Consider the following 24,337-nt stretch of genomic DNA (forward strand, 5'->3'; position numbering starts at 1 on the left):
GGGGTCGATGCACGATACCGCGATGCTCTACGGTGCGCTTGGCTGGGACAGTTATGACAAGCCGTGTGAGGTGGTGACCGAGTATTTTCCATCCTCGGGCACCGGTCAGACCAACGTGATTTTCCCGGTGTGATCAAACGGAGTTGCCAGGACGGACATCCTCAAAGAGAACTGGGGATGAACCCGTAACCGGAGCACAGAACATGGCAGTACGTCCAGGAACTGACGACATCATCTATGGCAGCCCGCAGCAGGTCGCGGTCGTGCGCCGGGCGAACGCGCTTTATCGTCTGGTCGGGCATGACCCGCGCTTTACCTTTCAGGGGCGGACGGTCTCGTGCTTGGGAGACAGCCTCGATGCGGCGGACCTGGTGATCGACCTGTGCCGGTTGCAGGGCTATTCCAGCGCGCAATTCGTGCCACGCGATCAGGCAGGTTTCTTTCTGGAAGCCTACAAGCGGGCGGGCCTGTCACCGGTCGAATGGGAACAGTACTGGGGACATGACACGGCCCTGACGGCAAGTGCCGCGTTCATGAAGGAGTTCCAGATTCCCAGGGGCTTGACCCTGTGCGAGGTTACACCAGACACGCCGGACGACCGCATTCACGCGATCTGTCGCATGTCGCAGGCGGCAGGTGTCTTGCCCGCACCTGGCTCTGCCCTGCGGGGATATGGCCCGCGCGGCATCATCCTCTATGCTGAAACAGAGGCTGGAGACATCGCCTCGGTTGGGGGTGGTTTCATGGCCTATCACCCGGACAGCGCTTGGCCCAACGAAGCCTTTTGGGGCATGCTGGCGACGGCGCAGGATTGGCGCGGCAAGCGGCTGGCCTGCTGGGTCGGCGCGGCGGCAATCCTTGCGCTGGCCGACCGGTTCGGGGCACGCGGCTTTTCCAGTGGTGTCAAGGCTGACAACCCGTCGTCTCAGGCCATGTGTTCAAGGCTGGGTGTGGTCCGCTCCAATCGGGTCTATGCCGGTGCCAGCGATCCTGACCTGATGGGCAGCGGTTCGGTCACCCGGTGACCATCTCACACATAAACCAATTGCGAGGAACAGCATGAAGTTCGCCACCATTGCCGCCGAGGAGCAGGAGCTTTACGGCATCATCCGCGACGAGGGGTTCGTGGCGCTGTCGCCCGATTTCCCGCACTGGCCCGACCTGCGCGCGGTGATCGCGGCGGGCGGTCTGCGTGACCTTGCCAAGGCGGCGATGGGTCGGGCGGTGACGCATAGCGATTTCACCTATCTGCCGCCGATCCCAAACCCCGGCAAGATCATCTGCGTCGGCGTCAACTTTCCCGACCGCAATGCCGAATACAAGGATGGCAGCGCAGCGCCGAAATACATGTCGCTGTTTCCGCGTTTCGCGTCGAGCTTTGTCGGACATGGCCAGCCGCTGATCCGCCCGCCGGAGAACCACACGCTGGATTACGAGGGTGAGATGGCGGTTGTCATCGGCAAGGGCGGCCGGCGCATCCGGGCCGAGGATGCCTATGACCATATCGCGGGGCTGAGCGTCTGCAACGAGGGCACCATTCGCGACTGGGTGCGGCATGCCAAGTTCAACGTGACACAAGGAAAGAACTGGGACCGCTCAGGCGCGATCGGGCCCTGGATGGTGCCCTTCACCCATCCCGCCCAGATCGACGCGGCGCGGATTACCACCCGGGTCAATGGCGAGCTGCGACAGGACGATGCGCTGGCCAACATGATCTTTTCCGTGCGCGAAGAGATCGCCTATATCTCGACCTTCACCACGTTGAACCCCGGCGACATCATCGTCACCGGCACCCCCACTGGCGCGGGCGCGCGGTTCGATCCGCCGCGCTACCTGAAACCCGGCGACGTGGTCGAGGTCGAGGTGACGGGCGTCGGCACGCTGGTCAACGGGGTGGAGGACGAGGCATGACACCCGAACAGCACGCCGATGCCGCCGCGCGGTTGATCGAGGCCGAGGAAACCGGCCGCCAGATCGGCCTGCTGTCGCTGGCCTATCCGGGCATGGACATGGACGATGCCTATGCCATCCAGCAGGCGCTGGCCGCGCATAAGCAAGCCGCCGGGCGGCGGGTGATCGGGTGGAAGATCGGGCTGACCTCGAAGGCGATGCAATATGCGCTGAACATCGACATTCCCGACAGCGGCATCCTGTTCGACGACATGGTCTTTGACGATGGCGCCACGGTGCCCAAGGGGCGGTTCATCCAGCCCCGCGTCGAGGCCGAGATCGCCTTTGTGATGAAGGCGCCGCTGGGCGGGGCAGATGTGACGCGCGACGATGTGCTGGCGGCCACCGACTATGTCGCCCCGTCGCTCGAAATCCTTGACACCCGCATCCTGCGGGTCGATCCCGAAACAGGGCGCGCGCGCAATGTCTGTGACACGATCAGCGACAATGCCGCCAATGCGGGTGTGGTGTTGGGCAAGCAGCGCCATGCGCCCGACGCGTTCGATCTGCGCTGGGTCGGGGCGCTGACCTTTCGCAATGGTGAGATCGAGGAAACCGGGCTGGGCGCCGGTGTGCTGAACGACCCGGTTGAAAGCGTGGTCTGGCTGGCCCGTCGCATGGCGCAATACGGGCAAAGCATCGAACCGGGGCATATCGTGCTGTCGGGCAGTTTCATCCGCCCGGTCGAATGCCCGCCCGGCACCCGGATCGAGGCAGATTTCGGCCCCTTTGGCGCAGTCTCGGTCAATTTCGACTGACGCGCGACTGCCACAACGTCAGGCGCGAAAGAAGTTGAAAATTTTTCGGAAAAAGTTTCCGCTTTCTGGTGAGAGGAGAGCGGAGCCATGGGTCCAACTGAGACCGACACCCCGATGCATACCCGCGCGACGCCGAAACAGGCGCGCGCGCGCCAGAGAGTTGTCGATATCCTGGACGCCGCCGCCGCACTGTTGGCCGAGCGGCCGCCGGGCGATCTGAACACCTCGCTGATTGCCGAGCGGGCGGGCGTGCCCGTCAGCTCGATCTATCGCTACTTTCCCACCCTGCGCGATCTGCTGGACGAGCTGTCGGCCCGCGCCGCGGGCGACCTGCGCCAACATTTCATGGAGACGATCGCCGCGACCGAAGGTGAGCCGGATCTGGTGATGCGCATCCGCCGCACGCTGGAGGGTATCCGCGTGTTCATGGCCGAACATCCCTATTACCGGGGCCTCCTGTTGCTGCTGGCCTCGCTGCGCGGAGTCCAAAGCGTTGAGGATGACGACAATGCGGAACTGGTGGGCTTTCTGGCCGACCGCTGGGCGCGGGGGCTGGACGGGTTTACCGGCGGCGACCCGCATGTGGTGGCGACCACCGCCGTGCAGATTGCCCTGACACTGGAAGACCGGATGGCCCGGCAGGCCACCCCCGCGCTGGAGGCGCAGTATCACGACGAGATGGTCCGCGCGCTGGATGCCTATCTGTCGCTCTACCTGCGGCGCTCTCCTGCGGAGGAGACCTGATGCGCGCCCTGATCCTGTCGGTCTCGGCACTGGTTCTGGCGGCACTCTGGTGGTGGCTCTCTGGTGACGGGGCACCTCCGGAACCGGAGGCGGGCGGCATCGCCCGGGCCGAGACCCTGCGTCCGACCGACCCGGAGCTGGCGGCGATCTACGAGCGCTCTTGCATGGCCTGCCACGCATTGGTCGAGGCGCAGGCGCCTTTGACCGGATTTGCCCCTGCCTGGGCGGCGCGGGAAAAGGAGCGCGGGAGCCATGGCCTGTTGTTATCGGCGCGCAACGGGTTCGGGAACATGCCCGCGATGGGCCTCTGCCTCGATTGTTCGGACGAGCAACTGGCGGCGCTGATCGCCTTCATGTCCGGGGAGGGGCAGCAATGACACTGACACGGCGCAAACTGCTGGGCTATGGCGCGCTGGCCGGGCTGGCGGTGCCAGCGGCAATGCAGGCCCATTGGCTGAGCCGCGATTTCACCCGGCCCGGTTACAGCCCCGACATCCCCCCTGCCCCGCCGGGCCGCCAGATCTGGCGCAACTGGTCGGGATATCAGGTGGCTACACCGGAGCAAATCTATTCCGCCGCCTCGGAGGAGGAACTGGCCACCCGGATCGCCGATTGGCCGGGGCGGATCCGCCCGGTGGGATCGGGGCATTCCTTTTCCGCTCTGGTACCCAGCGAGGATATGATCCTGGATACCGGGCGGCTGTCGGGGTTGATCTCGGTCGATGCCGCGGCGGGGATGGCGACCTTTGGCGCCGGGACCCGGTTGCGTCAGGCAGCGATGCTGGCGGCTGAACACGAGCTGGGCTTTGCCAACCTGCCCGATATCGACGTGCAGACCCTGGCCGGGTCATTCAGCACCGCCACCCATGGCACCGGGCGCGGCTTGCAGGCCATGCATGGCTGTATCACAGGGTTCCGTCTGATCACCGCCGATGGCACCGCCCGCGACGTGACCCGCGACAGCGATCCCGATCTGTTCGATGCGGGCCGGGTATCGCTCGGTACGCTGGGGGTGATCACCCGCTATACGCTGAAGCTGGTGCCCAGCTATGCGCTGAACCGCAAGCTGTTCATCCTGCCGACCGCAGAGGCGATCGCGCGCATGCACGATCTGGCCGCCGCGCATCGCAACTTCGAATTCTATGTGCTTCCCAATCTGGGCTATGCGGCGGTGATCACCCATGACCTGTATCAGGGAGAGATTGCCGGTCGGGTGCCCAGCGAGGACGAGGACTGGATCGCGACGCTCAAGGATCTGCGCGATATTCTGGGCTGGTGGCCCTGGCTGCGGCGGCGCGCCTTTGACGCATATGTGGCGCTTGACGTGCCCGCCGACGGGGTGCTGGAGGATACCACCGACAAGTACTGGAAACTCCTCTCGACCGCCCGCGCCACCCGGATGAACGAGATGGAATACCACCTGCCCGAAGACCGCGCGCAAGAGGCGGTACGCGCGGTGGTGGCGGCGCAGGAGTCGCGCAACGAGAGCTTCTTCCCGATGGAGGTGCGGTTCACCGGACAGGACGACGCGTGGCTGTCGCCCTTCAACGACGGCACGCGGATCTCGGTCGCGGTGCACAAGCTGGCCTCGGAACCGCTGGACATGCTGTTTGACACGATTGAGCCGATCCTGCGCGCATATGGCGGGCGGCCGCATTGGGGCAAGCTGCATGCGCTGACGGCCCCCGATCTGGCGGCGCTTTATCCCGATTTCGACCGGTTCGCCGCGCTGCGGGCGCGGCTTGACCCGCAGGGCAAGTTCCTGAACCCCCATACCGCCGCGCTGTTCGGGGCCGGGGATGTCTGAAGTCTATTTCCAGAAGTTGCAGGCGGCACTGATCGCTGCGGGGCGACACCTGCCGACGCTGGTGGTGGATGCCGAGCAGTTGGCAGCCAATATCGCGGCGGTGCGCCGGTTGACGGCGCCCGGCCTTGCGCTGCGGGTGGTCGAAAAATCGCTGCCCGCGCCGGACCTGCTGCGGCTGGTGATGGCAGGGCTGGATACGAACCGGCTGATGAGCTTTCACCTGCCCTTTGTTGAGCAGGCCGCAGCGGTGTTTCCTGACGCTGATATCCTGCTGGGCAAACCGATGCCGGTGGGCGCGGTGGCAGGCGTATCGCCCGCGCTGGACACTCAGGTACATTGGCTGATCGACAGCCCCGACCGGCTGGCGGAATATGCCGCGCTCGCCGCCCAGTCGGGCCGCGCCCTGCGCATCTGTCTGGAGGTCGATATCGGGCTGCATCGGGGCGGCTTCTCACTGGCGCGGGCCGGGGAGTTCACCGCCGCCCTGACCCGCCTGCGCGACGATCCGCACCTGCACCTGACCGGGCTGATGGGATACGAGCCGCATATCGCCCGCCTGCCCCGCCTGATCGCCAGCCGGGCGCGGGCGTTGGACGCGGCGCGGGCGGCCTATGCCCGGTTCCATGCGCTGACGGTCGAGGTGCTGGGGGCGGAGGCCACAGCCAAACTGATCTATAACACCGGCGGCAGCACGACCTTCATGCTCTATGACGGGAGCGGGCCCGAGACCGAGGTGGCGCTGGCCTCGGCCCTGGTCAAACCGACCGATTTCGACCTGCCCGCGCTGGAGGCGCTGCAACCGGCGGCTTTTATCGCCACTCCGGTGCTGAAAACCGTGGAACAGCCCGAAATACCAATGGCGCCGGGGCTGAGCCGAGTTTTGCGCCTGTTTGGACGCTCGCCGCAAAGGGCCTGTTTCATCTATGGCGGCAATTGGCTGGCCGATCCCTGCCACCCGGCGGGCGCGCGGCGCTCGGCCCTGTTCGGGCATTCCAGCAATCAGGAAATGTATGATCTGCCTGCGGACAGTACCTTGAAACCCGGTGATTTCCTGTTCTTCCGCCCGCGTCAGAGCGAGGCGCTGTTGCTGCAATTCGGCGATATCGCCCTGTTCGATGGCACCGCGATCACCGAGTGGTGGCCGGTCTGGCACGAAACACATTAGGAGGCCGCGATACTGTTTGCCCTGATCCTGCTGACCCTGCCCGCGCTGGTCATCTGGCTGGCGGCGCGAATCCCCGCGCTGGACCGGATCGGCGTTGTGCCGCTGACCTTTGCAACCGGATTTGCCCTGGCGCTGAGCCTCGACCTGAGCGCCTTTGCCGATATGCAGACCACACTGCAAGAGGTGAGCGTGGCGCTGGCCCTGCCCCTGATCCTGTTTGCCGCCAACCTGCGCCGCGCCCTGACCGAGGCGCGCGGCGCCGGGTTGGCCATGGCGCTGTCGCTGGTATCGGTCTGTGTGGCCAGCCTGCTGGGCGTGCTGCTGTTCCAAAGCCGGGTCGCTGACCTGCCACAGGTCGCGGGCATGGCGGTGGGGGCTTATACCGGCAGCGGCGTCAACATGGGCGCAATCAAGAGCGCCACTGGCGCCAGCGATGGGCTGTTCCTGACCATGGTCACCTATGACATCGTGTTTTCCATCGGCTACATGCTGATCATCGTGCTGGTGGGCCAGCGGCTGGCAGGGTTTATCCTGCCACCCTTTGTGCCCCATTCCCAAGGCGATCATGAGGCCGACACATCACATATCGCCGATGACAGCGCGCGCGGATATGCCCGCCTGATCCGGCGTTCCGGGCTGGCAGGGTCTGCGCTTGCCTTTGGCGCGGCGGGTCTGTGTGTCGGTGTGGCGGTGGCACTCTCCGGTCTGCTGCCCGAGACGTGGTCGGGCACAGCGACCATCCTGTTGATCACCACATTCGGCCTGCTGGGCGCCTTTGTTCCCCGGCTGCATGCCAGCCCGACCAGCTTTCACCTAGGCATGTACCTGATCCTGATTTTCTGCCTCAGCTCGGCCACCCTGCTGGATCTGTCGGTGCTGACCGGGATGAACCGGGCGCTTGGCGGCTATTTCGCCTTTATCCTGCTGGGAGCGATGGGGCTGCACGCGCTGCTCTGCCGCCTGTTCGGGATCGACCGCGATACCTATCTGGTGGCCTCGGGCGCCGCGATCATGTCGGTGCCCTTCATCCCGGTGATCTGCGGAGCCCTGCGCAACCGGGCTCTGCTTGTGCCTGGCATCGCCATTGCGATCCTGGGCTATGCAGTGGGCAACTATCTGGGCGTTGCCGTGGCAGGCCTGGCGGCGGCTATGTAAACCTACCCTCGCATCATACCGATCATTCTAATCTCTGTACGATCTGCAAATCTTTCGGGACCATCTGCCATAACAGGTTCACGTTGCGGCCTCTATCTGTTGGTCACCGGGCCGATCCGCCCGGTTGAAACCACACTGGAAGGATCTCAACATGAAGACTTTCGCACTCACTGCCCTGATTGCTGCGCTGCCGATGCTGGCCGCCCCCGCCTTTGCCGCGGACGAAGTCAACGTCTCGAACGGCATCTCGGCCGGCGGCGCGCCGCTGGCCGTGCATGGCGTCGACCTGGTGACCCTGGTGCGCGACGGCAACCCGGTCGAGGGCTTTGCCAACTACTCGGCAACCATCGACGGGGCGTCCTACTATTTCACCTCCGAAGAGAACCTCAAGGAATTCCAATCGGAACCGGCCCGCTACCTGCCCCAGCACGGCGGTTTCTGCTCTTACGGCGTGGCCGTGGGCAAGAAGTTCGACGGCGACCCGGACAAATACGTCCTGGCGGATGGCAAACTGTTCCTTTTCCTGAACGCCGCCACCCGCGACAAGTTCCTTGAGGACGTGGCCGGCACCACCGCCACCGCCGATGGCAACTGGGCCAAGATCAAGCATGTCGCGGTGGGCGACCTCTGATCCCGGCCTCAGGGGCGCGCTTCCCGGCGCCCCGACCCGCCCGCGAAGGAATTAGCCCTTCGCGGGCATCTTCCGCTCGATCTCGGCAATCGCGGCGGACAGCGCGGTGGGAATGTCCATCGTGCTGGTATCCAGCAGCACCGCATCCTCGGCCGGTTTCATCGGCGCGGTGGCACGGTCCGCATCGCGCGCGTCCCGTTCGCGTACATCGGCCAGCACCGCCTCGCGCGTGGTCTCCTGGCCCTTGCCGGTCAACTCCAGGTAACGGCGTTCGGCGCGCACCTCGGCGCTTGCGGTGACGAACAGTTTTACCTCGGCCTCGGGGCAGATCACTGTGCCGATATCGCGCCCGTCCAGCACAGCACCCCCAGCCCGGCGGGCAAAGGCGCGCTGGAAATCGACCAGCGCCGCGCGCACCTCGGGGATCACCGCCACCTTGCTTGCGGCCTGAGCCACCTCGGCGGTGCGCAGGTCGTCACGCTCCAGATCCTCGGGCCGCAAGGCACACGCGGCGGTTTCAGCCGCCTCGCCCCCCAGCGTGCGGCGCCCAACCGCGCGATAAAGCAGCCCGGTATCCAGATGGGCGAACCCGAAATGCGCCGCAACAGCTTTGGAAATCGTACCCTTGCCCGCTGCCGCGGGTCCGTCGATTGCAACCGTAAATGTCATGTCCGCTCCAGCTTTGCGCCCAGACCGCCCATCAGCGGCTCAAAGATCGGGAAGGACGTGGCGATCGGGCTACCGTCGTCGACCGAAACCGGCGCCTCTGCCCCCATGCCCATCACCATGAAGGACATGGCGATGCGGTGATCCAGGAAGCTCTCGCAAGTGCCACCGCCCGGCACCTTACCGATACCAAGGCCATGCACCGCCCACCAGTCGGCGCCCTCTTCTACTGTCACGCCATTGGCACGCAGCCCGCGCGCCATCGCGTCGATCCGGTCGCTTTCCTTGACGCGCAGCTCCTTGACGCCACCCATCATGGTCACGCCTTGCGCGTTGGCGGCCACCACCGATAGCACCGGGTATTCGTCGATCATACTCGCCGCGCGCGCGGGCGGCACGGTAATGCCCTTCATGTCGGGGGAATAGCGCGCGCGCAGGTCGGCCACCGGCTCGCCCCCCTCGGTACGCTCGTTCTCATAGGTCAGGTCAGCGCCCATCTCGCGCAGTGTGGTAAACAGGCCCGCGCGCGTCGGGTTCAGCCCGATGCCGGGCACCAGCACGTCTGAACCGGGGGTAATCAGCGCGGCGCAGACCGGGAATGCCGCGCTCGACGGGTCGCGCGGCACCGCGATCACCTGCGGTTGCAGCTCGGGCCGCCCGGTCAGGGTGATGACCCGTCCCTCTTCGGTATCTTCAACGGTGACCACGGCGCCAAAACCCGCCAGCATCCGCTCGGAATGGTCGCGGGTGGCCTCCTTCTCGATCACCACGGTCTGACCCGGTGCGTTGAGCCCGGCCAGCAGTACCGCCGATTTCACCTGGGCCGACGGCACCGGCACCTCGTAACGCACCGGTACTGGATCAGCGGCGCCCACGATGGTCATCGGCAGCCGGCCACCCTTGCGGCCCACCGCCTGTGCGCCAAACAGCGTCAGCGGATCGGTGACCCGCGCCATCGGGCGCTTGTTCAGGCTGGCATCGCCGGTAAAGGTCGCTGTGATGGGTGAGGTTGCCATCGCCCCCATGATCAGCCGCACGCCGGTGCCGGAATTGCCGCAATCGATCACCTGGTCCGGCTCGGCAAAACCGCCCACGCCAACCCCATGTACCGACCACGATCCGTCCGCGTGCCGCGTCACCTCGGCGCCAAAGGCACGCATCGCCTTGGCGGTGTCCAGCACATCCTCGCCCTCCAAGAGGCCGCTGATGCGCGTCTCGCCCACCGCCATCGCGCCCAGGATCAGGGCCCGGTGCGAGATCGACTTGTCGCCCGGCACCTCGGCCACGCCGCTCAGCGGGCCACAGGGATGCGAGGTCATCGGGATGGGGGTGCCGTGTCCGGACATGCGCGCTCCTTTGGAAAACTCCTCCTGCGATTACCCAATTGCCCCGTCAGGGTCCAGCGGGAACAGGCACGCAGACCATCCGCTTCTTTCTGGTTCGAAATACTCCGGGGGGAGCGCCGCAGGCGCGGGGGGCAGCGCCCCCTTGCCTTACCCGTCCAGCCGACGAAAGGTCAGGTAATGCGGCACCCGGCCCTCTCGCAGCGCCTTCTGCTCATACCGAGTCGAGATCCAGTCACCCCAGGGCTGGCGCCAGTCGGCGGGTGCCTCGGCCAGCCATTCGAAACCAGCGCGCGGCACTTCTTCCAGCGTCTGGCGGACATAGTCGGGGATGTCGGTGGCCACGCGAAAGATGGCACCCGGTTTCAGCACGCGCGCCAGCGGCTCCAGATGTTCGGGGGTCACGAACCGGCGCCGGTGGTGCCGTTTCTTGGGCCAGGGATCGGGATAGAGCAGGAAAGCGCGCGCGATGCTCTGAGCCGGCAGCACGTCGAACAGGTCGCGCACATCACCCGGATGCACCCGCACATTGTCGGCCCCCGCCGCCCGGATCTTGCCCAACAGCATCGCCACCCCGTTGATATAGGGTTCGGCGCCGATGATGCCGATGCCGGGATTCGAAGCCGCCTGGTGCACCAGGTGCTCGCCGCCGCCAAACCCGATCTCCAGCCAGGTCTCGCGCCCGCCGAACAGCGCGTCCAGATCCAGCGGCGTGCGCGCGGGATTGTCCTGCCAGTTTACCGGGCCCGGCGACAGGGGCGTCAGGTCCTCGTCCAGATAGGTCCGCTGGTTCGGTTTCAGGGTCTTGCCCTTGATGCGACCATAGAAGTTGCGGCGCGGGCGGGCGGGTGTCGTCTTGCTCATGGCCGCGGGGTTACTGCGCCCGCGCGCCCGGTGCAAGGGTCTGCCGCGCGGCCCGGTGCCTCATTCGGCGGCGCGGGCGCGTTCACGCAGCACCCCGGCGCGGGTCAGTTCCAGCCGCGAGGGGTACCAGCTGTCATCCGCGCGCACGCCCTTGGTACGCACCGCAAACCCCGCATCCACACCCCGGTCGATCATATAGACCAGATCGTCATGCACCTCGCTCTGGGTATCCTCATAGACCCACGAGACGAAATCGAACGGAGTCTCCCAGCCATCGGCCTCGCGATTTGCGGTGTAATACTCCTCGACCGAACGGGGTGACCAGGTGGTCTGATGAAAGCCGATCTTGGCGCCCAGCAGCATCCGCCGCCCGGCACCGGCCAGAAAGATACGCACGCAAGAGCTGAAACATTCGCCCGAAACCAGGGTATCGAGGTCGAAATCCAGCACGATCCGTGCCATCTCGCGCCCGGCATAGAGGCTTCCTCCGGTGCTGTTGAGGTCCAGCACCCGGATCTCGGGGTTCTGCCGCAGCAGCGCCAGCAGCCGTTCGATATGGGCCACCTCGATATCGGTCGAACCGCCCGCTTCGTGCTCCTGCGTGGTGTCATAGATCAGCGTATCGCCCGCGACGCGGAACACCGGGTCGTCCGCTTCTGCACCCGCCGCAATCACCCAGCCGAGTGTCAGCCCCGCGACAAGCGAAAGCCTTGCAAATTGGCGCATGCGGGGTCTCCTTCATGGTTTCCGCAAGGGTGAAAAACCGCGCCGCGCGGGTCAAGCAGAAACACCCTGCTCAACGAAAAAGGGCGGCCACCTGGCCGCCCTGTTGTCGATCACGATCCGCCGGTTCAGACCGCCTTTTTCAGCGCCTCGGAGAGATCGGTGCGCTCCCAGCTGAAGCCGCCATCGGCCTCGGGCTCGCGGCCGAAATGACCATAAGCGGCGGTGCGCTCGTAAATCGGCTTGTTCAGGCCCAGATGGGTGCGGATGCCGCGCGGGGTCAGGTTCATGACCTTGGGGATTGCCGCCTCGATCTCGGCATCGGCGACCGTGCCAGTGCCATGGGTATCGGCATAGATCGACAGCGGCGCCGACACGCCGATGGCATAGCTCAGCTGGATGGTGCATTTCTCGGCCATGCCGGCGGCGACCACGTTCTTGGCCAGATAGCGCGCGGCATAGGCGGCCGAGCGGTCCACCTTGGTCGGATCCTTGCCCGAGAAGGCGCCGCCGCCATGCGGCGCGGCACCGCCATAGGTGTCGACGATGATCTTGCGCCCGGTCAGGCCGGCATCGCCATCGGGTCCGCCGATCACGAACTTGCCGGTCGGATTGACGTGCCATACGGTCTCGGCGGTCAGCCAGCCCTCGGGCAGGACCTCACGGATATAGGGTTCGACGATGGCACGGATATCGGCGCTGGTCAGGTCGGGGTCCAGGTGCTGGGTCGACAGCACCAGCGACGAGATGCCGACCGGCTGCCCGTCGCGATAGATGACCGACAGCTGCGATTTGGCGTCCGGCCCCAGTGCCGGTTCGGTGCCGTTCTTGCGCACCTCGGCCAGGCGGCGCAGGATCGCGTGGCTGTATTGGATCGGCGCCGGCATCAGCGCCGGTGTTTCGGTCGTGGCATAGCCGAACATGATGCCCTGATCACCGGCCCCCTCGTCCTTGCCTTCGGCGGCGTCGACGCCCTGGGCGATATGGGCCGACTGTTCGTGCAGCAGATTGGTGATCTCCACCGTCTCGTGGTGGAACTTGTCCTGCTCGTAGCCGATATCCTTGATACAGTCTCGGGCGATCCGGTCGATCCGGCCCATGTACTCGCGCAGCTTAGCCTGATCCGACAGGCCCACCTCGCCACCGATCACCACACGGTTGGTGGTCGCAAAGGTTTCACAGGCGACGCGCGCCTCGGGTTCTTCGGTCAGAAAGGCGTCAAGCACCGCATCCGAGATACGGTCGCACACCTTGTCCGGGTGCCCTTCGGAGACGGATTCCGAAGTGAAGATGTAGTTCTGTCGGGACATGAAAAGTGCTCCATTAAAGGTTTCCCTCGCCACGCCAGGAAGCCGTTGTGGCAGGTCGAAGCCGGGATACGCGGGGCCATTGGCAAGGTCAATCGCTATTTGGACGCAGCGCCCGGCCCTGTATCCGCACTGCACCAGCCAGCAGAACCAGCATCACCAGCAGCCAAGGCAGATCGCCGGTTCTGCTATAGAGTGTCGGCGGCAAGGCCCGTGGCAAATCCGCATCCACATAGCCGTCCTGCCCCAGTGGCAGCGCGGCGGTGATACGCCCTTGCGGGTCGATCATCGCCGAGATGCCGGTATTGGCCACGCGCACCATCGGCAGACCCTGTTCGATGGCCCGCATCCGCGCCTGAGCCAGATGCTGATACGGGCCGGCCCAGGTGCCGAACCAGGCGTCGTTCGTGACCTGCACCAACAGCCGGGGCCGCCCGTCCGGGCCGCGCGCATATCGAGGGAACACCGCTTCGTAACAGATCAGCGGCAGCGCCGCGCCAATACCCGGTATCGGCAAGGTTTCCGGCCCGGGACCGGCGCTGAAGCCCCGCCCGCTGCGAGCGGCAAAACCCGCGATGCCGAATTGCTCTAGCACATCGCCCAACGGAACGTATTCGCCGAACGGAACCAGATGATGCTTGTCATATGTGGCCTCGACCCGCCCGCCCGAACCGATCATCGCAAGCGCGTTGTAGATGCGCGGCCCCTCGGCCCGGTTCGCGCCCAGCAGCACCGGCGCGCCGCGCGCGGCGGCGGCGATCTGCTCCAGCACCGGTCCGGCCTCGTCCAGCCAATAGGGCAGCGCCGATTCCGACCAGACCACCAGATCGGGTGGCGTGTCGGCAGCGGTATAGCGGATCTGGCGCTCCAGAAAGATCGGATACCAGTCGGGATCCCATTTCTGATGCTGCGGCGCGTTGGGTTGCACCAGACGCACCACCTTGCCGCTACTTTCAACCGGCGCGCGCGCCGCATCCGCAGCCAGCACGGCCAGAGCCAGCGCCAGCATTGGCAGAGCACAGGAGAGCAGCGCGCGCGCCCTCAAACCTCGCGTAAGCGCGGCACCGGGGATCATGGTCGCCGCAAGCGTCATCACTGCCAGACCGTTGGGTCCGATCCACGCCAGCAGCAGGGCCATATCGGTCTCGACCCAGATTTGCGCCAGACCCGCCCAGGGAAAGCCAGTGAACACATATCCACGGGCCAGTTCCATAAGGCCGAGTGTCAGGGTCAAAAGGATCACCCGCCGGAAAGGCCCCAGCCTGGGCCGCGCCGCCAGCGCAAAGGCCACGGCCCATAACAGCGCCAGCCCCCCCGCCATCAGCACCAGCGCAAACGGCGCCATCCAGCCATGCCGTGCCACATCCACCAGAAACGGCTCGACGATCCAGATGAGCGCATGACCGAAATAGCCGGTGGCAAAGGCCCAGCCGGTCCAGGCCGCCTGACGCCAGCCCGGCGCCGCGAGAAACAGTGCGGGCACCGCCAGCAATGCAGCGACGGTCGCGCCCCACAGCGATAACGGCGCCAAGCCAAGCGCGGCCACGGCCCCCAGCAGCGCCGCCAGCGCCATACGCTGTCTCAGCGGCCAAGCTGCAACAAAGCTCATTCGGCGGCGTCGGGGATCATCACCCGCAAGCGCTTGATCCGGCGCGGGTCGGCGTCCATCACCTCGAATTCCACGCCATCGGGATGCGGCACCACCTCGCCCCGCGCGGGCACCCGGCCCGACAGCATGAAGACGAGGCCGCCCAGCGTGTCGATCTCTTCCTCGTCCACATCCTCGTGGCTGGTCAGCGAACGCCCGATCTCGGTCTCGAACTCGTCAAGCGGCGTCCGCGCCTGCGCGATATAGCAGCCGGGACGTTCCTTTATCCAGGTCTGCGCCTCGTCGGTGTCATGCTCATCCTCGATCTCGCCCACGACCTGTTCGATCAGGTCCTCGATCGTCAGCAAGCCATCGACCCCGCCATATTCGTCGATCACCAGCGCCATATGGCGGCGCTCGGTCTGCATCTTGGTCAGCAGCACCCCGATCGGCATCGACGGCGGCACGAACAGCAATGGCCGCAGCATCGACCCCAGATCGAACACCGTCGAGTTGCCGTTGAAGCCGTGGGTGAGCGCGAAATCCTTGAGATGCACGAAGCCCAGCGGGGTATCGAGCGTATTCTCGTAGACCGGAATCCGGGTCATGCCGCTGTCGCGGAAGATCTGGACCAGCTCTTCCTTCGAAATGGATAGCGGAACCGACACGATCTCGGCGGTGGGGATCGCCACATCCTCGACCCGCATCCGACGCAGGTTGAGTATCCCCGGAACCGGGGTGGGTGCCGTCGTGGCCCCGTTCGGCGCCTGTTCCTGATGGCTTTCACCGGATGAGAATGCATCCATGATACGGGTGAAAAACCCTGTCTTGTCTGCGTTCGTTTCGCCGGTTTCCTCCGGCTGCGCGCTTTGCGCTGCGCTAGAACTGCCTTCTATTTCGCCCATCAATCCTGTTCCAAATCGAGGCCCCTTGGCCCCTCACTCAATATTATATGGGTCATCAAGGCCCAGATTGCCAAGTATCCGGCGTTCCAAACTTTCCATCAGCGTGGCGTCTTCGTCACGGATGTGATCGTAACCCAGCAGATGTAACAGACCATGAACGATCAGATGTGTCACATGGTCGTCCATTGGCTTGCCCGCAGCCTCGGCCTCGCGCTGGCAGGTGTCAAAGGCGATGGCGATGTCCCCCAAGGGAATCGCTCCTGTGAAATCTGCCTCGGGCGCCAGAGGTTCGCCGCCCGGCTCCTCGGCGGCCAGATCCTCGGCGGGCCAGCTCAGGACATTGGTGGGGGCGGGCTTGTCTCGGAATTCGGCATTCAGCGCTGCGATGCGATCGTCGTCGCAGCCAAGCAAGCTGATTTCGCAAATCTCGGGGTCCAGCCCCATCTGCGCCAGCGTCGCCGAAATCGCCCGGTCAGCCAGTGGCGGCAGGATGGTCCAGCGCGAATCCTCCAGCGTCAGATCCAGCGTCATGCTTCCACGCTCCGCGCCGCCAAATACCCAACGATCCTACCCACAAACCCAACTCCGTTCAGCCCGTGTCGGCCTCATACGCTTCGATGATGGCGGCGACAAGCGGGTGTCGCACCACATCCTTCGAGGTGAAGTAGTTGAAGCTGATGCCCGGCACCGGTTTCAGCAGCCGCTCGGCATCGGACAGCCCCGAGGTCACCCCGCGCGGCAGGTCGACCTGGCTGCGGTCGCCGGTGATCACCATCCGGCTACCCTCGCCCAGACGGGTCAGGAACATCTTCATCTGCATGGTGGTGGCGTTCTGCGCCTCGTCCAGCACCACAAAGGCATTGGCCAGCGTGCGGCCGCGCATGAAGGCCAGCGGTGCGATCTCGATCTTCTTTTCCTCGATCAGCTTGGCCACCTGCTTGCCCGGCAGGAAATCGTTCAGCGCGTCATAAAGCGGCTGCATATAGGGGTCGACCTTGTCCTTCATGTCGCCCGGCAGATAGCCCAGCTTCTCCCCCGCCTCGACCGCCGGACGGCTGAGGATGATGCGGTCGACAAGACCGTTGATGAACATCGACACGCCCACCGCGACCGCCAGATAGGTCTTGCCGGTGCCCGCCGGCCCGATGCCAAAGGCCAGCTCGTTCTCGAACAGCGATTTGACATAGGCCTTTTGCGCATCGGTGCGCGGTTCGACCGGTTTCTTGCGCGTCTTGATCTCGATCCGGCCGCCCAGGAACATCTCCAGCTGGTCGCCCGCCGGAGCATCCTTGGCCTCTTCACCCCGGCCCATGCGCAATTCGCGGTCCACATCGGCACCCTCGACCGGGCGGCCCGATTGCAGGCGCTCGTACAGCGCCTCCAGCACCTCGGCGGCGCGGTCGCGCGCGGCGGCTTCGCCCAGCACCGACAGCAGATTGCCGCGCCGCACGATCTGCACACCCAGCACCTGTTCGATCAGCACAAGGTGACGGTCATGCTCGCCGCACAAATCTATCAACAGCCGGTTATCGGGGAATTCGAGTTGCAGCTCCGCAGAGGTGCTGCTGTCTTGCGGTGGTGTGAGGGCGCTGATGGCCATCCGCTCTCCTGTAGTCGCAGTCCTGGGACAAGCGTAGCCAAGATATTGCGGTCGGTGCAAGCGGGACCGCAAAATTTTCATCCTTTTGAAACAAAAAGACCGCCCCGTGGGGCGGCCTTGATGAGATGTTCGGCACTCAGATCGCGTCGACGATATTCGAACCTTCCTTGAACGGGCCGGTGGCCACGCCCTTGGGCAACGAGTCGTCGCAGACTGGCTTTCCATGGCGATCCATCCGCTGCGACAGATAGCCCTCCAGACCGTCGTCGATGATCCAGTGCTGGCAGCCGGTCGGGTCGACCCAGATACCGGCCTTGAGCTGCGACAGGTCCTTGGCGTCGATGCCGCGGTCACGGGTCTTGTCGGTGGCCTCACAGGCGGCAAGCCCACCCAGAGCCGCGAGAAGGGCGATCCCCTTGATCAGTTTCATGTCGCTCTCCTCAGTTCACACAGATGATTTCGACGCGGCGGTTCTGCGCCATGTTCGCGGCGCTGGTATTTGGCACGCGCGGATCACGCTCGCCGTAACCGCGCACATCGACGATGCGGGCACCCGAAGCACGGCCCACCCGCGCGACCGAATTGGCCCGGTTGACCGAAAGCCGCAGGTTGTAGGCATCCGAGGCCCGGCTGTCGGTATGGCCGGTGATGATGTAACCGTTGGCGCCCGTCTCCTGAAAGAACTGACGCAGCCGCGCCTGTCCCTCGGACGAGATGCGATAGCTGTCGGTCGCAAAGAACTGGTCCGTCGGCATCGTGCCGCACAGCGCGCCCCGGCGGCAGACCGGGGTTCCGTCGCGGCGGACATGGGGGGTCATGAAACCCTCGGCGCCGTCATCCATCACCCAATGCTCGCAGCCATCGGGATCGACCCAGATGGTCGGCACATAGCGCTCGCCGATAATGGTCCGGGTGGTGCCCCCGCTGCTGGATTGTGCGACAGCCGGGGTCGTCGCAATCCCGGTCAGCGCAAGGACGGTTGCAAGCGCGGCAGCCACGCTCTTGAGTTTGAAATCAGTCACCGAAAATTCCTCACCTGGTTCCCCCACTGCCGACATGCGGCGGATCAGGGCCGCTCGCCGGACGCGAAACTGGTGCAAGCTTAGGAAAATTCGACATTTCTGTGAAGCGAAATCCACCAGATATTGTGGCGTTTTTGTCGACACTCACCAATGTTTCCCCGGAATTGTAACGAATCGGTGGCTCTTGGCCCGGTTTTGCCGGTTCGTTCCGGCCCGATTCTCGTCACCGCTCGTGACATGCTCATCGGCCCCGCAAGGCGATTGCGGAGCGATTGGAAACAGAAGCGTTTCTTGCCACGCATTACTCTCGCTCCAGTTGACAATCACCATCGATCAACTCCCTGAAGCGGTGGCTTCCGCGACTCCTCCGGATCGGCTAGCATCGTCAGTGCCGGGTTCCCCTCCGGGACCGGTGCGCTGTCACGGGCTGTGTGGCGGCGCTACATTTTCTTGTCAGACGTGGGGGTATTGACATGAAAGCCTATCTGCGCGCCGGGGCTGCCCTGGCGCTTACCGCTGTCATGGCGACGTCACCCGAGGCGCAACAGCGCCCGACCAAACCGGGGTCGGATGTCCAGAACATCACCATCAGCTGCTTTCGCGGACCGACCAGCAGCGTGATCTGGGATCGCCCCAACGCGGTGTTTGTCGAGGATCTGGTGCGGATGGGCTATACTTATCCCGAGGCCCATGCCATCGGCGAACGCATTTGCCGCGATGAATGGGGCGTGGGCCAGCACGACTACATGCGCTCGTCGCTGCTCCAGATCGTGGCCAAGACGCCGCCGTCGCACTGATCCGATATTGGCTCAGGCCAGCTCGCCCGCCAGCGAGTTGGCGCCCGAGGCGACGATCCGAACGCGGGCGATCTGCCCGACCTCGAGACCCGGATCCTGGACGTGGACCGCGTGCAGGTATTCGCTCTTGCCAACCATCTGACCAGGCTGGCGGCCCGGCTTTTCGAACAGCACGCTGACTTCGCGCCCGACCATGCTGTCCTGAATCTCGCGCTGGTGGCGGGTGATCACCGCTTGCAGCCGTTGCAACCGGTCGTCAGCCTCGGCCGGGTCGACCTGAGCCCGCTCGGCCGCCGGAGTGCCGGGTCGGGTGGAATACTTGAACGAATATGCATAGCCGTACCGGACCTCCTCGACCAGATCGAGTGTGGCCTGGAAATCGGCCTCGGTCTCTTCTGGGAAACCGACGATGAAATCGCCCGACATCAGGATATCGGGACGCGCTTTGCGGATGCGCTCAACCAGCCGTAGATAGCTCTCGGCGGTATGGCTGCGGTTCATCCGCTTCAGGATCTTGTCCGACCCCGCCTGCACCGGCAGGTGCAGATAGGGCATCAGCTTGGCGCAGGTGCCATGCGCCTCGATCAGGTCGTCGCTCATGTCATTGGGATGGCTGGTGGTGAACCGGATACGCTCCAGCCCGTCGATCTTGTCCAGTTCCCAGATCAGCCCCGCCAGCGTCATGTCGCCGTTAGGCCCCGCCCCGTGATAGGCGTTGACGTTCTGGCCCAGCAGCGTGATCTCGCGCACCCCGCGTTCGACCAGTTCGTTGGCCTCGCGCAGGATGCGGTCGGCCGGGCGGCTGACCTCAGCCCCGCGGGTATAGGGCACCACGCAAAAGGCGCAGAACTTGTCACAGCCCTCCTGCACCGTCAGGAACGCGGTCGGGCCGCGCTTTGCCTTGGGGCGGCCTTTCAGCTTCTCGAACTTGTCCTCTTCGGGGAAATCGGTGTCCAGCGCCTTTTCCCCGGCGCGCGTCTTGGCCTCCAGCTCGGGGAGGCGGTGATAGCTTTGCGGGCCAACCACCAGATCGACCAGCGGCTGGCGGCGCATGATCTCTTCACCTTCGGCCTGGGCGACACAGCCCGCAACCCCGATCTTCAGATCCGGTTTCGCGGCCTTCAGCCCCTTGAAGCGACCCAGTTCGGAATAGACCTTCTCGGCTGCCTTCTCCCGGATATGGCAGGTATTGAGCAGGATCATGTCGGCGTCTTCGACGCTTTGCGTCTCGACATAGCCCTGCCCGCCAAGCGCCTCGGCCATGCGCTCGCTGTCATAGACGTTCATCTGGCAACCATAGGTCTTGATAAACAGCTTCTTGGGGTCGGACATCGGACGGACCTTTGTTTTCGCGGGATCAGCGGCGGCCTCTACAGGGTTCGGGCGCCGCTTGCAATGCACGCGCAATTAACCGAAGTTGGCCCAGAATGCCAGACAGGCAAAGACGCAAAGCAGGCTGGACAGGCATGGAATACGCCTCACTCGATCATTTCCTGAAAACCGGGGCCGAGGCCCTGGCCAAGGGGCCGCTGGCGATGATCTTTGTCGAAGACGATGTCGAGCTGGCCACCACGATGCGCCACCACATCCAATGCGGGTTCAAATCCGTGTTGGCCCTTATGCCAGACGCCTTTACCCTGCCTCCCGACGTGGAAAACCGGGTGCACCGGATCCCCTTCGACTGCGGCCCGCGCCTGGCGGTGACCAATGCCATCAACCGCATCATCGCGGCGGCGCCCGGCATCTGGATGTATTACTGTTTCAACGCCGAATACCTGTTCTACCCGTTCTGCGAGACGCGCAGCATCGGCGAGATGCTGGCCTTTCACGGCGAAGAGCGGCGCGATGCCATGCTGACCTATGTCATCGACCTCTATGCCGATGACCTCAGCGCCTTTCCCATCGGGGTTTCGCTTGACCGCGCCTTTCTGGACAAGTCCGGCTATTATGCCCAGGCCCGCAAGGACCCGGAAACCGGCCATCCGCGCGAACGGCAGCTCGATTTCTTCGGCGGCGTGCGCTGGCGATACGAGGAACATATTCCCAAGGACAGCCGCAAGATCGACCGGATCTCGCTGTTCAAATCGGCACCCGGCCTGTGTCTGAGACCCGATCACACTTTCGACGACCAGGAATACAACACCTATGCCTGTCCCTGGCATCACAACCTGACGGCGGCGATCTGTTCCTTCCGCACTGCCAAGGCACTGAAAAAGAACCCCGGATCAACCTTCGAGATCCAAAGCTTCCGCTGGCACAACTCCACCCCCTTCGAATGGCATTCGCGCCAGTTGCTCGATCTGGGGCTGATGGAACCGGGACAATGGTTCTGATCCCGGCCCGCTCCTTCATTTCGCCATAAATACTCCGGGGAAGGCGCGCCAGCGCCGGGGGCAGCGCCCCCTCTAGCGCCTCAGCAGCACCGGAAACCAATCCTCGCGCAAGCGCTGACCGGGCACCATGTCATGCCCCGGATAGGGCGGCGAGGTACGACCGGGACGCTCCACATAGCGCGCGTCATCCCCAACCAGCCGGAGCGAGAAGGCGCGGCGCCGCGAATTGCTGGTATTGCCGCGCGCGCCGTGCAGGGTGCGATAGTCAAACGCCACCGCATCACCCGGCGCCATCTCAAACTCGACGATCTGCATCCCCTCGGCCTCGGGGTCGGGCACCGGCATGTATTGGCCTTCGTCGGCAAAGAACCCCTCTTCGGACACCCAACGGGTCGGCAGAACCTCTTTCTCCCAGCGATGCGACCCGGCCACACAGCGCAGCGTCGCCTCGGTCACCGGGTCCAGCGGCGACCAGAAACTGACGGTCTGCCGCCCCTCGACAAAGTAATAGGGCCCGTCCTGGTGCCAGGGCGTCGCCATAGAGGTGCCCGGCTCCTTGACCAGCACGTGGTCGTGGAACATCTGCACGGTTTGCGACCGCATCAGGTCGGCGGCAACCTCGGCGGCGGGCGAGGTCTCGATCACCTCGCGAAACTCGGGGATACGTTCCCAGTTGCAATAATCGTCAAAGAACAGGCCCGTATGCCCCTCCTTGCGGTTTTCCGAGGCATAGGGACCAGGTGCCGCCATGTTGGCGGCGACCCCGGCGCGCAGCGCCTCTACATGATCGGCGAACAGGCCTCTGACCAGCACGACACCGTCGCGCTGAAAGGTCTCGATCATCTCGGGCGTGACAAGCGGGTGCGGCATGGCGATCTCTCCGGGGCTGATGTCCTGCCTCTTTTTGCGCATGACGGGAACTTCTGTTCAAATCATATCTTTCGAACTAATAAATAGTTTGATGTTATATCTGACCCTGCGCCAATACGAATATGTCTGTGCCGTGGGCCGGCATGGCAGCCTGTCGGCCGCGGCCGCCGCGTTGAACGTATCCCAGCCGGCACTGTCTGCCGCACTGGCCAAGATCGAGACGCATCTGGGTCAGCCCCTCTTCATCCGCAGGCGAGGCTCGGCCATGGCTGTGACCCCGGCGGGGCGCGATTTCATCGCCGCCGCCGAGGCGCTTTTGTCCGACGCGGCCCGGATCGAGGATCCGGCCCATCCGCGCCCGGCCAAACGACAGCTGCTTCTGGGCTGTTTCACCGATCTGGCGCCCTTCCTGCTGGCCCCTGCCCTGCACGCGCTGCGCCGGGCGCTGCCGGATGTAACGATCAGCACCCGCGCCGACGGGTTCGAGGCGCTGATCTCGGCGCTGCTCAAAGGCCAGATCGATCTGGCGCTGACCTATGATCTGGGGCTGGATGCCGGGTTTCACCGCCAGCCGCTCTACCGCAGCCACCCGCAGGCCCTGATGTCTCCCGACCATCCTTTGGCCCGGGGTGCCGATCCCGATCTGAAGGCGCTGACAGCGCATCCGCTGATCCTGTCGGACGAGGGCCTGTCGGCGCAGCACATGCTGGGCCTCTTTCGACGGCATGGATTGTCGCCTCTGGTGGCGCACCGGGCCGCCACGCTGGAACTGTTGCGCAGCCTCGCCGCCCATGGCGAGGGCGTCGGGATCAGCTATGCGGCGCCCGCTCACGCCACCAGTTATGACGGCAGACCGCTGCTCAGTCGCCCGATCCTCGGGGCGGATTTGACAGAATCCGTGATCCTTGTCCGGCACGGCACCGGCGCGGCGGACGCGACCACCGCGCGGGCGGCACAGGTCTTGACAGAGTTATTCGGCGCGGGCTGATCAGCCCTTGCGGCGCAGCCGGATCACCACATCGACCGAGGCGATCTCGACGCCTTCGGGCGCTTCGGGCAGGCGCTGGATCACCAGCTGGTCCGAGGGCGCATCCGACAGCCGCCCCTCGTCCTCCCAAAAGAAATGCGGGTGATCGTGAGTGTTGGTGTCGAAATAGCTTTTCGAGCCATCCACCGTGATCTCCTGCAACACACCGGCCTCGCAAAAGGCGCGCAGCGTGTTGTAGACGGTCGCCAGCGACACGGCGGCGCCCTTGGTCCGGGCGGCATCAAACAGGCTTTCGGCGGTCACATGGCGGTGGCGGCCATCGCCCACCAACAGCTCGGCCAGCGCCACGCGCTGACGGGTCGGGCGCAGCCCGGCATCTACCAGCCAGTCGGTGGCGATTTCCTGAGAATTTGGCGTCATCGGTCCCGTTCCGTTGCGGCTAACGGTATATATAAAGTGCGCGGAACGTAAAACTCAAATGAAATTCATTCGCATCTGGCTGTGGATCTGCGACCACAGATCCCTTTGCCGCCCTTGCGGGACAAGCTTTGGCGATGCTAGAGGGGTCCAGCTATGCTAGACAGACCCACAGGCAGGAGAGACAGGCAGATGGCCCAATACCCGAGCAGCTTTGACAAGGACGAACTGCTGAAATGCGCTCGTGGCGAACTGTTCGGTCCCGGCAATGCACAGCTGCCAGCGCCGCCGATGCTGATGATGGACCGGATCACCGAGGTGTCCGCCGATGGCGGCGCCCATGGCAAGGGTCACATTCGGGCCGAGTTCGACATCACCCCGGACCTGTGGTTCTTTGAGTGTCATTTCCCCGGCAACCCGATCATGCCCGGCTGTCTGGGTCTGGACGGGCTGTGGCAGCTGACCGGCTTCAACCTTGGCTGGCGCGGCTGGCAGGGGCGCGGCTATGCGCTGGGTGTGGGCGAAGTCAAGCTGACCGGCATGGTGCGCCCCGACCGCAAGATGCTGACCTACAAGGTGGATTTCACCAAGGCGATCCAGACCCGCCGCCTGACCATGGGCGTCGCCGATGGCATCGTCGAGGCCGATGGCGAGGTCATCTATCAGGTCAAGGACATGAAGGTCGCGCTCAGCGAAAGCTGACG

The 24,337-nt window shown here is 64.7% G+C and carries 27 protein-coding genes, 1 pseudogene and 1 riboswitch; of the genes and pseudogenes, 14 read left to right on the plus strand and 14 right to left on the minus strand.

The genetic code is table 11. From position 1 onward, the window contains the following. The 10 genes and pseudogenes from AC2FL1_RS11985 to AC2FL1_RS12030 all read left to right on the plus strand — a co-directional run. Window positions 1–133: pseudogene (locus tag AC2FL1_RS11985) on the plus strand (3,4-dihydroxyphenylacetate 2,3-dioxygenase); the annotation flags it as partial. A 70-nt stretch (window positions 134–203) separates the two neighbouring features. Next, complete coding sequence (locus AC2FL1_RS11990) at window positions 204–1,025, plus strand: GNAT family protein (RefSeq protein WP_496877082.1); 822 nt, start codon at window positions 204–206, stop codon at window positions 1,023–1,025. Between the two features lie 34 nt (window positions 1,026–1,059). Continuing rightward, window positions 1,060–1,911: a fumarylacetoacetate hydrolase family protein gene (locus AC2FL1_RS11995; protein ID WP_496877083.1), complete on the plus strand. Its 852-nt coding sequence runs from the start codon at window positions 1,060–1,062 to the stop codon at window positions 1,909–1,911. Next, window positions 1,908–2,708, plus strand: coding sequence for a 2-oxo-hept-4-ene-1,7-dioate hydratase (gene hpaH, locus AC2FL1_RS12000; protein ID WP_496877084.1), 801 nt, complete (start codon window positions 1,908–1,910; stop codon window positions 2,706–2,708). Before AC2FL1_RS11995 ends, hpaH begins: the two co-directional genes overlap by 4 nt. 87 nt (window positions 2,709–2,795) lie before the next feature. Next, window positions 2,796–3,452, plus strand: coding sequence for a TetR/AcrR family transcriptional regulator (locus tag AC2FL1_RS12005; protein ID WP_496877085.1), 657 nt, complete (start codon window positions 2,796–2,798; stop codon window positions 3,450–3,452). Continuing rightward, on the plus strand, window positions 3,452–3,829 hold the full coding sequence (locus AC2FL1_RS12010; RefSeq protein ID WP_496877086.1) for a c-type cytochrome: 378 nt from the start codon (window positions 3,452–3,454) through the stop codon (window positions 3,827–3,829). The genes AC2FL1_RS12005 and AC2FL1_RS12010 overlap by 1 nt, the downstream gene beginning before the upstream one ends. Then, window positions 3,826–5,259: a D-arabinono-1,4-lactone oxidase gene (locus AC2FL1_RS12015; RefSeq protein ID WP_496877087.1), complete on the plus strand. Its 1,434-nt coding sequence runs from the start codon at window positions 3,826–3,828 to the stop codon at window positions 5,257–5,259. Before AC2FL1_RS12010 ends, AC2FL1_RS12015 begins: the two co-directional genes overlap by 4 nt. Then, window positions 5,252–6,424 (plus strand): DSD1 family PLP-dependent enzyme, encoded by a 1,173-nt coding sequence (locus AC2FL1_RS12020; RefSeq protein WP_496877088.1) that lies wholly within the window; start codon window positions 5,252–5,254, stop codon window positions 6,422–6,424. The genes AC2FL1_RS12015 and AC2FL1_RS12020 overlap by 8 nt, the downstream gene beginning before the upstream one ends. A gap of 96 nt (window positions 6,425–6,520) precedes the next feature. Further along, the gene (locus tag AC2FL1_RS12025; RefSeq protein ID WP_496877089.1) at window positions 6,521–7,579 is read left to right on the plus strand and encodes a DUF819 family protein; all 1,059 of its coding nucleotides are present in this window, start codon (window positions 6,521–6,523) and stop codon (window positions 7,577–7,579) included. A 151-nt stretch (window positions 7,580–7,730) separates the two neighbouring features. Continuing rightward, window positions 7,731–8,210 carry a YHS domain-containing (seleno)protein gene (locus tag AC2FL1_RS12030; protein WP_496826986.1) on the plus strand — a complete coding sequence of 160 codons (480 nt, stop codon included), beginning with the start codon at window positions 7,731–7,733 and terminating at the stop codon, window positions 8,208–8,210. A 51-nt stretch (window positions 8,211–8,261) separates the two neighbouring features. On the opposite strand, the gene AC2FL1_RS12035 is transcribed toward AC2FL1_RS12030, so the two are convergent. The 11 genes from AC2FL1_RS12035 to AC2FL1_RS12085 form a co-directional block, all read right to left on the minus strand. Further along, on the minus strand, window positions 8,262–8,879 hold the full coding sequence (locus tag AC2FL1_RS12035; RefSeq protein ID WP_496826984.1) for a (d)CMP kinase: 618 nt from the start codon (window positions 8,877–8,879) through the stop codon (window positions 8,262–8,264). After that, complete coding sequence (gene aroA / locus AC2FL1_RS12040) at window positions 8,876–10,222, minus strand: 3-phosphoshikimate 1-carboxyvinyltransferase (protein WP_496877090.1); 1,347 nt, start codon at window positions 10,220–10,222, stop codon at window positions 8,876–8,878. Before aroA ends, AC2FL1_RS12035 begins: the two co-directional genes overlap by 4 nt. Window positions 10,223–10,369: 147 nt before the next feature. After that, window positions 10,370–11,083, minus strand: a complete 714-nt coding sequence (gene trmB / locus AC2FL1_RS12045) for a tRNA (guanine(46)-N(7))-methyltransferase TrmB (RefSeq protein WP_496877091.1) — start codon at window positions 11,081–11,083, stop codon at window positions 10,370–10,372. A gap of 60 nt (window positions 11,084–11,143) precedes the next feature. After that, window positions 11,144–11,809: a COG3904 family protein gene (locus AC2FL1_RS12050; protein WP_496877092.1), complete on the minus strand. Its 666-nt coding sequence runs from the start codon at window positions 11,807–11,809 to the stop codon at window positions 11,144–11,146. Window positions 11,810–11,934: 125 nt separating this feature from the next. Next, a complete protein-coding gene (gene metK / locus AC2FL1_RS12055; protein WP_496826976.1) occupies window positions 11,935–13,116 on the minus strand; it encodes a methionine adenosyltransferase in 1,182 nt (393 codons plus the stop codon). Window positions 13,117–13,122: 6 nt separating this feature from the next. Further along, window positions 13,123–13,173: riboswitch (SAM-SAH riboswitch) on the minus strand. Window positions 13,174–13,204: 31 nt separating this feature from the next. Beyond that, window positions 13,205–14,722, minus strand: coding sequence for an apolipoprotein N-acyltransferase (gene lnt / locus AC2FL1_RS12060; RefSeq protein WP_496877093.1), 1,518 nt, complete (start codon window positions 14,720–14,722; stop codon window positions 13,205–13,207). Beyond that, entirely contained in the window at window positions 14,719–15,606 is an 888-nt protein-coding gene (locus AC2FL1_RS12065) for a hemolysin family protein (protein ID WP_496877094.1), read from the minus strand. The genes lnt and AC2FL1_RS12065 overlap by 4 nt, the downstream gene beginning before the upstream one ends. A gap of 33 nt (window positions 15,607–15,639) precedes the next feature. Further along, window positions 15,640–16,137: an rRNA maturation RNase YbeY gene (gene ybeY, locus AC2FL1_RS12070; RefSeq protein WP_496826972.1), complete on the minus strand. Its 498-nt coding sequence runs from the start codon at window positions 16,135–16,137 to the stop codon at window positions 15,640–15,642. A gap of 58 nt (window positions 16,138–16,195) precedes the next feature. After that, on the minus strand, window positions 16,196–17,206 hold the full coding sequence (locus AC2FL1_RS12075; RefSeq protein ID WP_496877095.1) for a PhoH family protein: 1,011 nt from the start codon (window positions 17,204–17,206) through the stop codon (window positions 16,196–16,198). 136 nt (window positions 17,207–17,342) lie between these two features. After that, a complete protein-coding gene (locus AC2FL1_RS12080) occupies window positions 17,343–17,636 on the minus strand; it encodes a hypothetical protein (protein ID WP_234140264.1) in 294 nt (97 codons plus the stop codon). 10 nt (window positions 17,637–17,646) lie between these two features. Then, window positions 17,647–18,264 carry an OmpA family protein gene (locus AC2FL1_RS12085; RefSeq protein ID WP_235789805.1) on the minus strand — a complete coding sequence of 206 codons (618 nt, stop codon included), beginning with the start codon at window positions 18,262–18,264 and terminating at the stop codon, window positions 17,647–17,649. A 437-nt stretch (window positions 18,265–18,701) separates the two neighbouring features. Between AC2FL1_RS12085 and AC2FL1_RS12090 the strand changes: the two genes are divergently transcribed. Beyond that, entirely contained in the window at window positions 18,702–19,025 is a 324-nt protein-coding gene (locus AC2FL1_RS12090; protein WP_496877096.1) for a hypothetical protein, read from the plus strand. Window positions 19,026–19,037: 12 nt separating this feature from the next. Here AC2FL1_RS12090 and miaB read toward each other — a convergent pair whose 3' ends face one another. Continuing rightward, on the minus strand, window positions 19,038–20,357 hold the full coding sequence (miaB, locus tag AC2FL1_RS12095; RefSeq protein ID WP_496826967.1) for a tRNA (N6-isopentenyl adenosine(37)-C2)-methylthiotransferase MiaB: 1,320 nt from the start codon (window positions 20,355–20,357) through the stop codon (window positions 19,038–19,040). A 134-nt stretch (window positions 20,358–20,491) separates the two neighbouring features. Here miaB and AC2FL1_RS12100 point away from each other — a divergent pair, with 134 nt between their 5' ends. Continuing rightward, on the plus strand, window positions 20,492–21,358 hold the full coding sequence (locus AC2FL1_RS12100) for a hypothetical protein (RefSeq protein ID WP_496826965.1): 867 nt from the start codon (window positions 20,492–20,494) through the stop codon (window positions 21,356–21,358). Between the two features lie 72 nt (window positions 21,359–21,430). On the opposite strand, the gene AC2FL1_RS12105 is transcribed toward AC2FL1_RS12100, so the two are convergent. Beyond that, entirely contained in the window at window positions 21,431–22,228 is a 798-nt protein-coding gene (locus AC2FL1_RS12105) for a phytanoyl-CoA dioxygenase family protein (RefSeq protein ID WP_496827129.1), read from the minus strand. Between the two features lie 91 nt (window positions 22,229–22,319). Here AC2FL1_RS12105 and AC2FL1_RS12110 point away from each other — a divergent pair, with 91 nt between their 5' ends. Continuing rightward, window positions 22,320–23,216 (plus strand): LysR family transcriptional regulator, encoded by an 897-nt coding sequence (locus tag AC2FL1_RS12110; protein ID WP_496877097.1) that lies wholly within the window; start codon window positions 22,320–22,322, stop codon window positions 23,214–23,216. Here the strand turns inward: AC2FL1_RS12110 and irrA are convergent, their stop codons facing one another. Next, window positions 23,217–23,636 carry an iron response transcriptional regulator IrrA gene (irrA, locus tag AC2FL1_RS12115; protein WP_234140267.1) on the minus strand — a complete coding sequence of 140 codons (420 nt, stop codon included), beginning with the start codon at window positions 23,634–23,636 and terminating at the stop codon, window positions 23,217–23,219. It abuts the gene before it with no gap. A gap of 189 nt (window positions 23,637–23,825) precedes the next feature. Between irrA and fabA the strand changes: the two genes are divergently transcribed. Then, complete coding sequence (gene fabA / locus AC2FL1_RS12120) at window positions 23,826–24,335, plus strand: bifunctional 3-hydroxydecanoyl-ACP dehydratase/trans-2-decenoyl-ACP isomerase (protein ID WP_496877098.1); 510 nt, start codon at window positions 23,826–23,828, stop codon at window positions 24,333–24,335. Window positions 24,336–24,337 lie beyond the last annotated feature (2 nt).

The sequence above is a fragment of the Ruegeria sp. YKSF070 genome, from assembly GCF_059612725.1.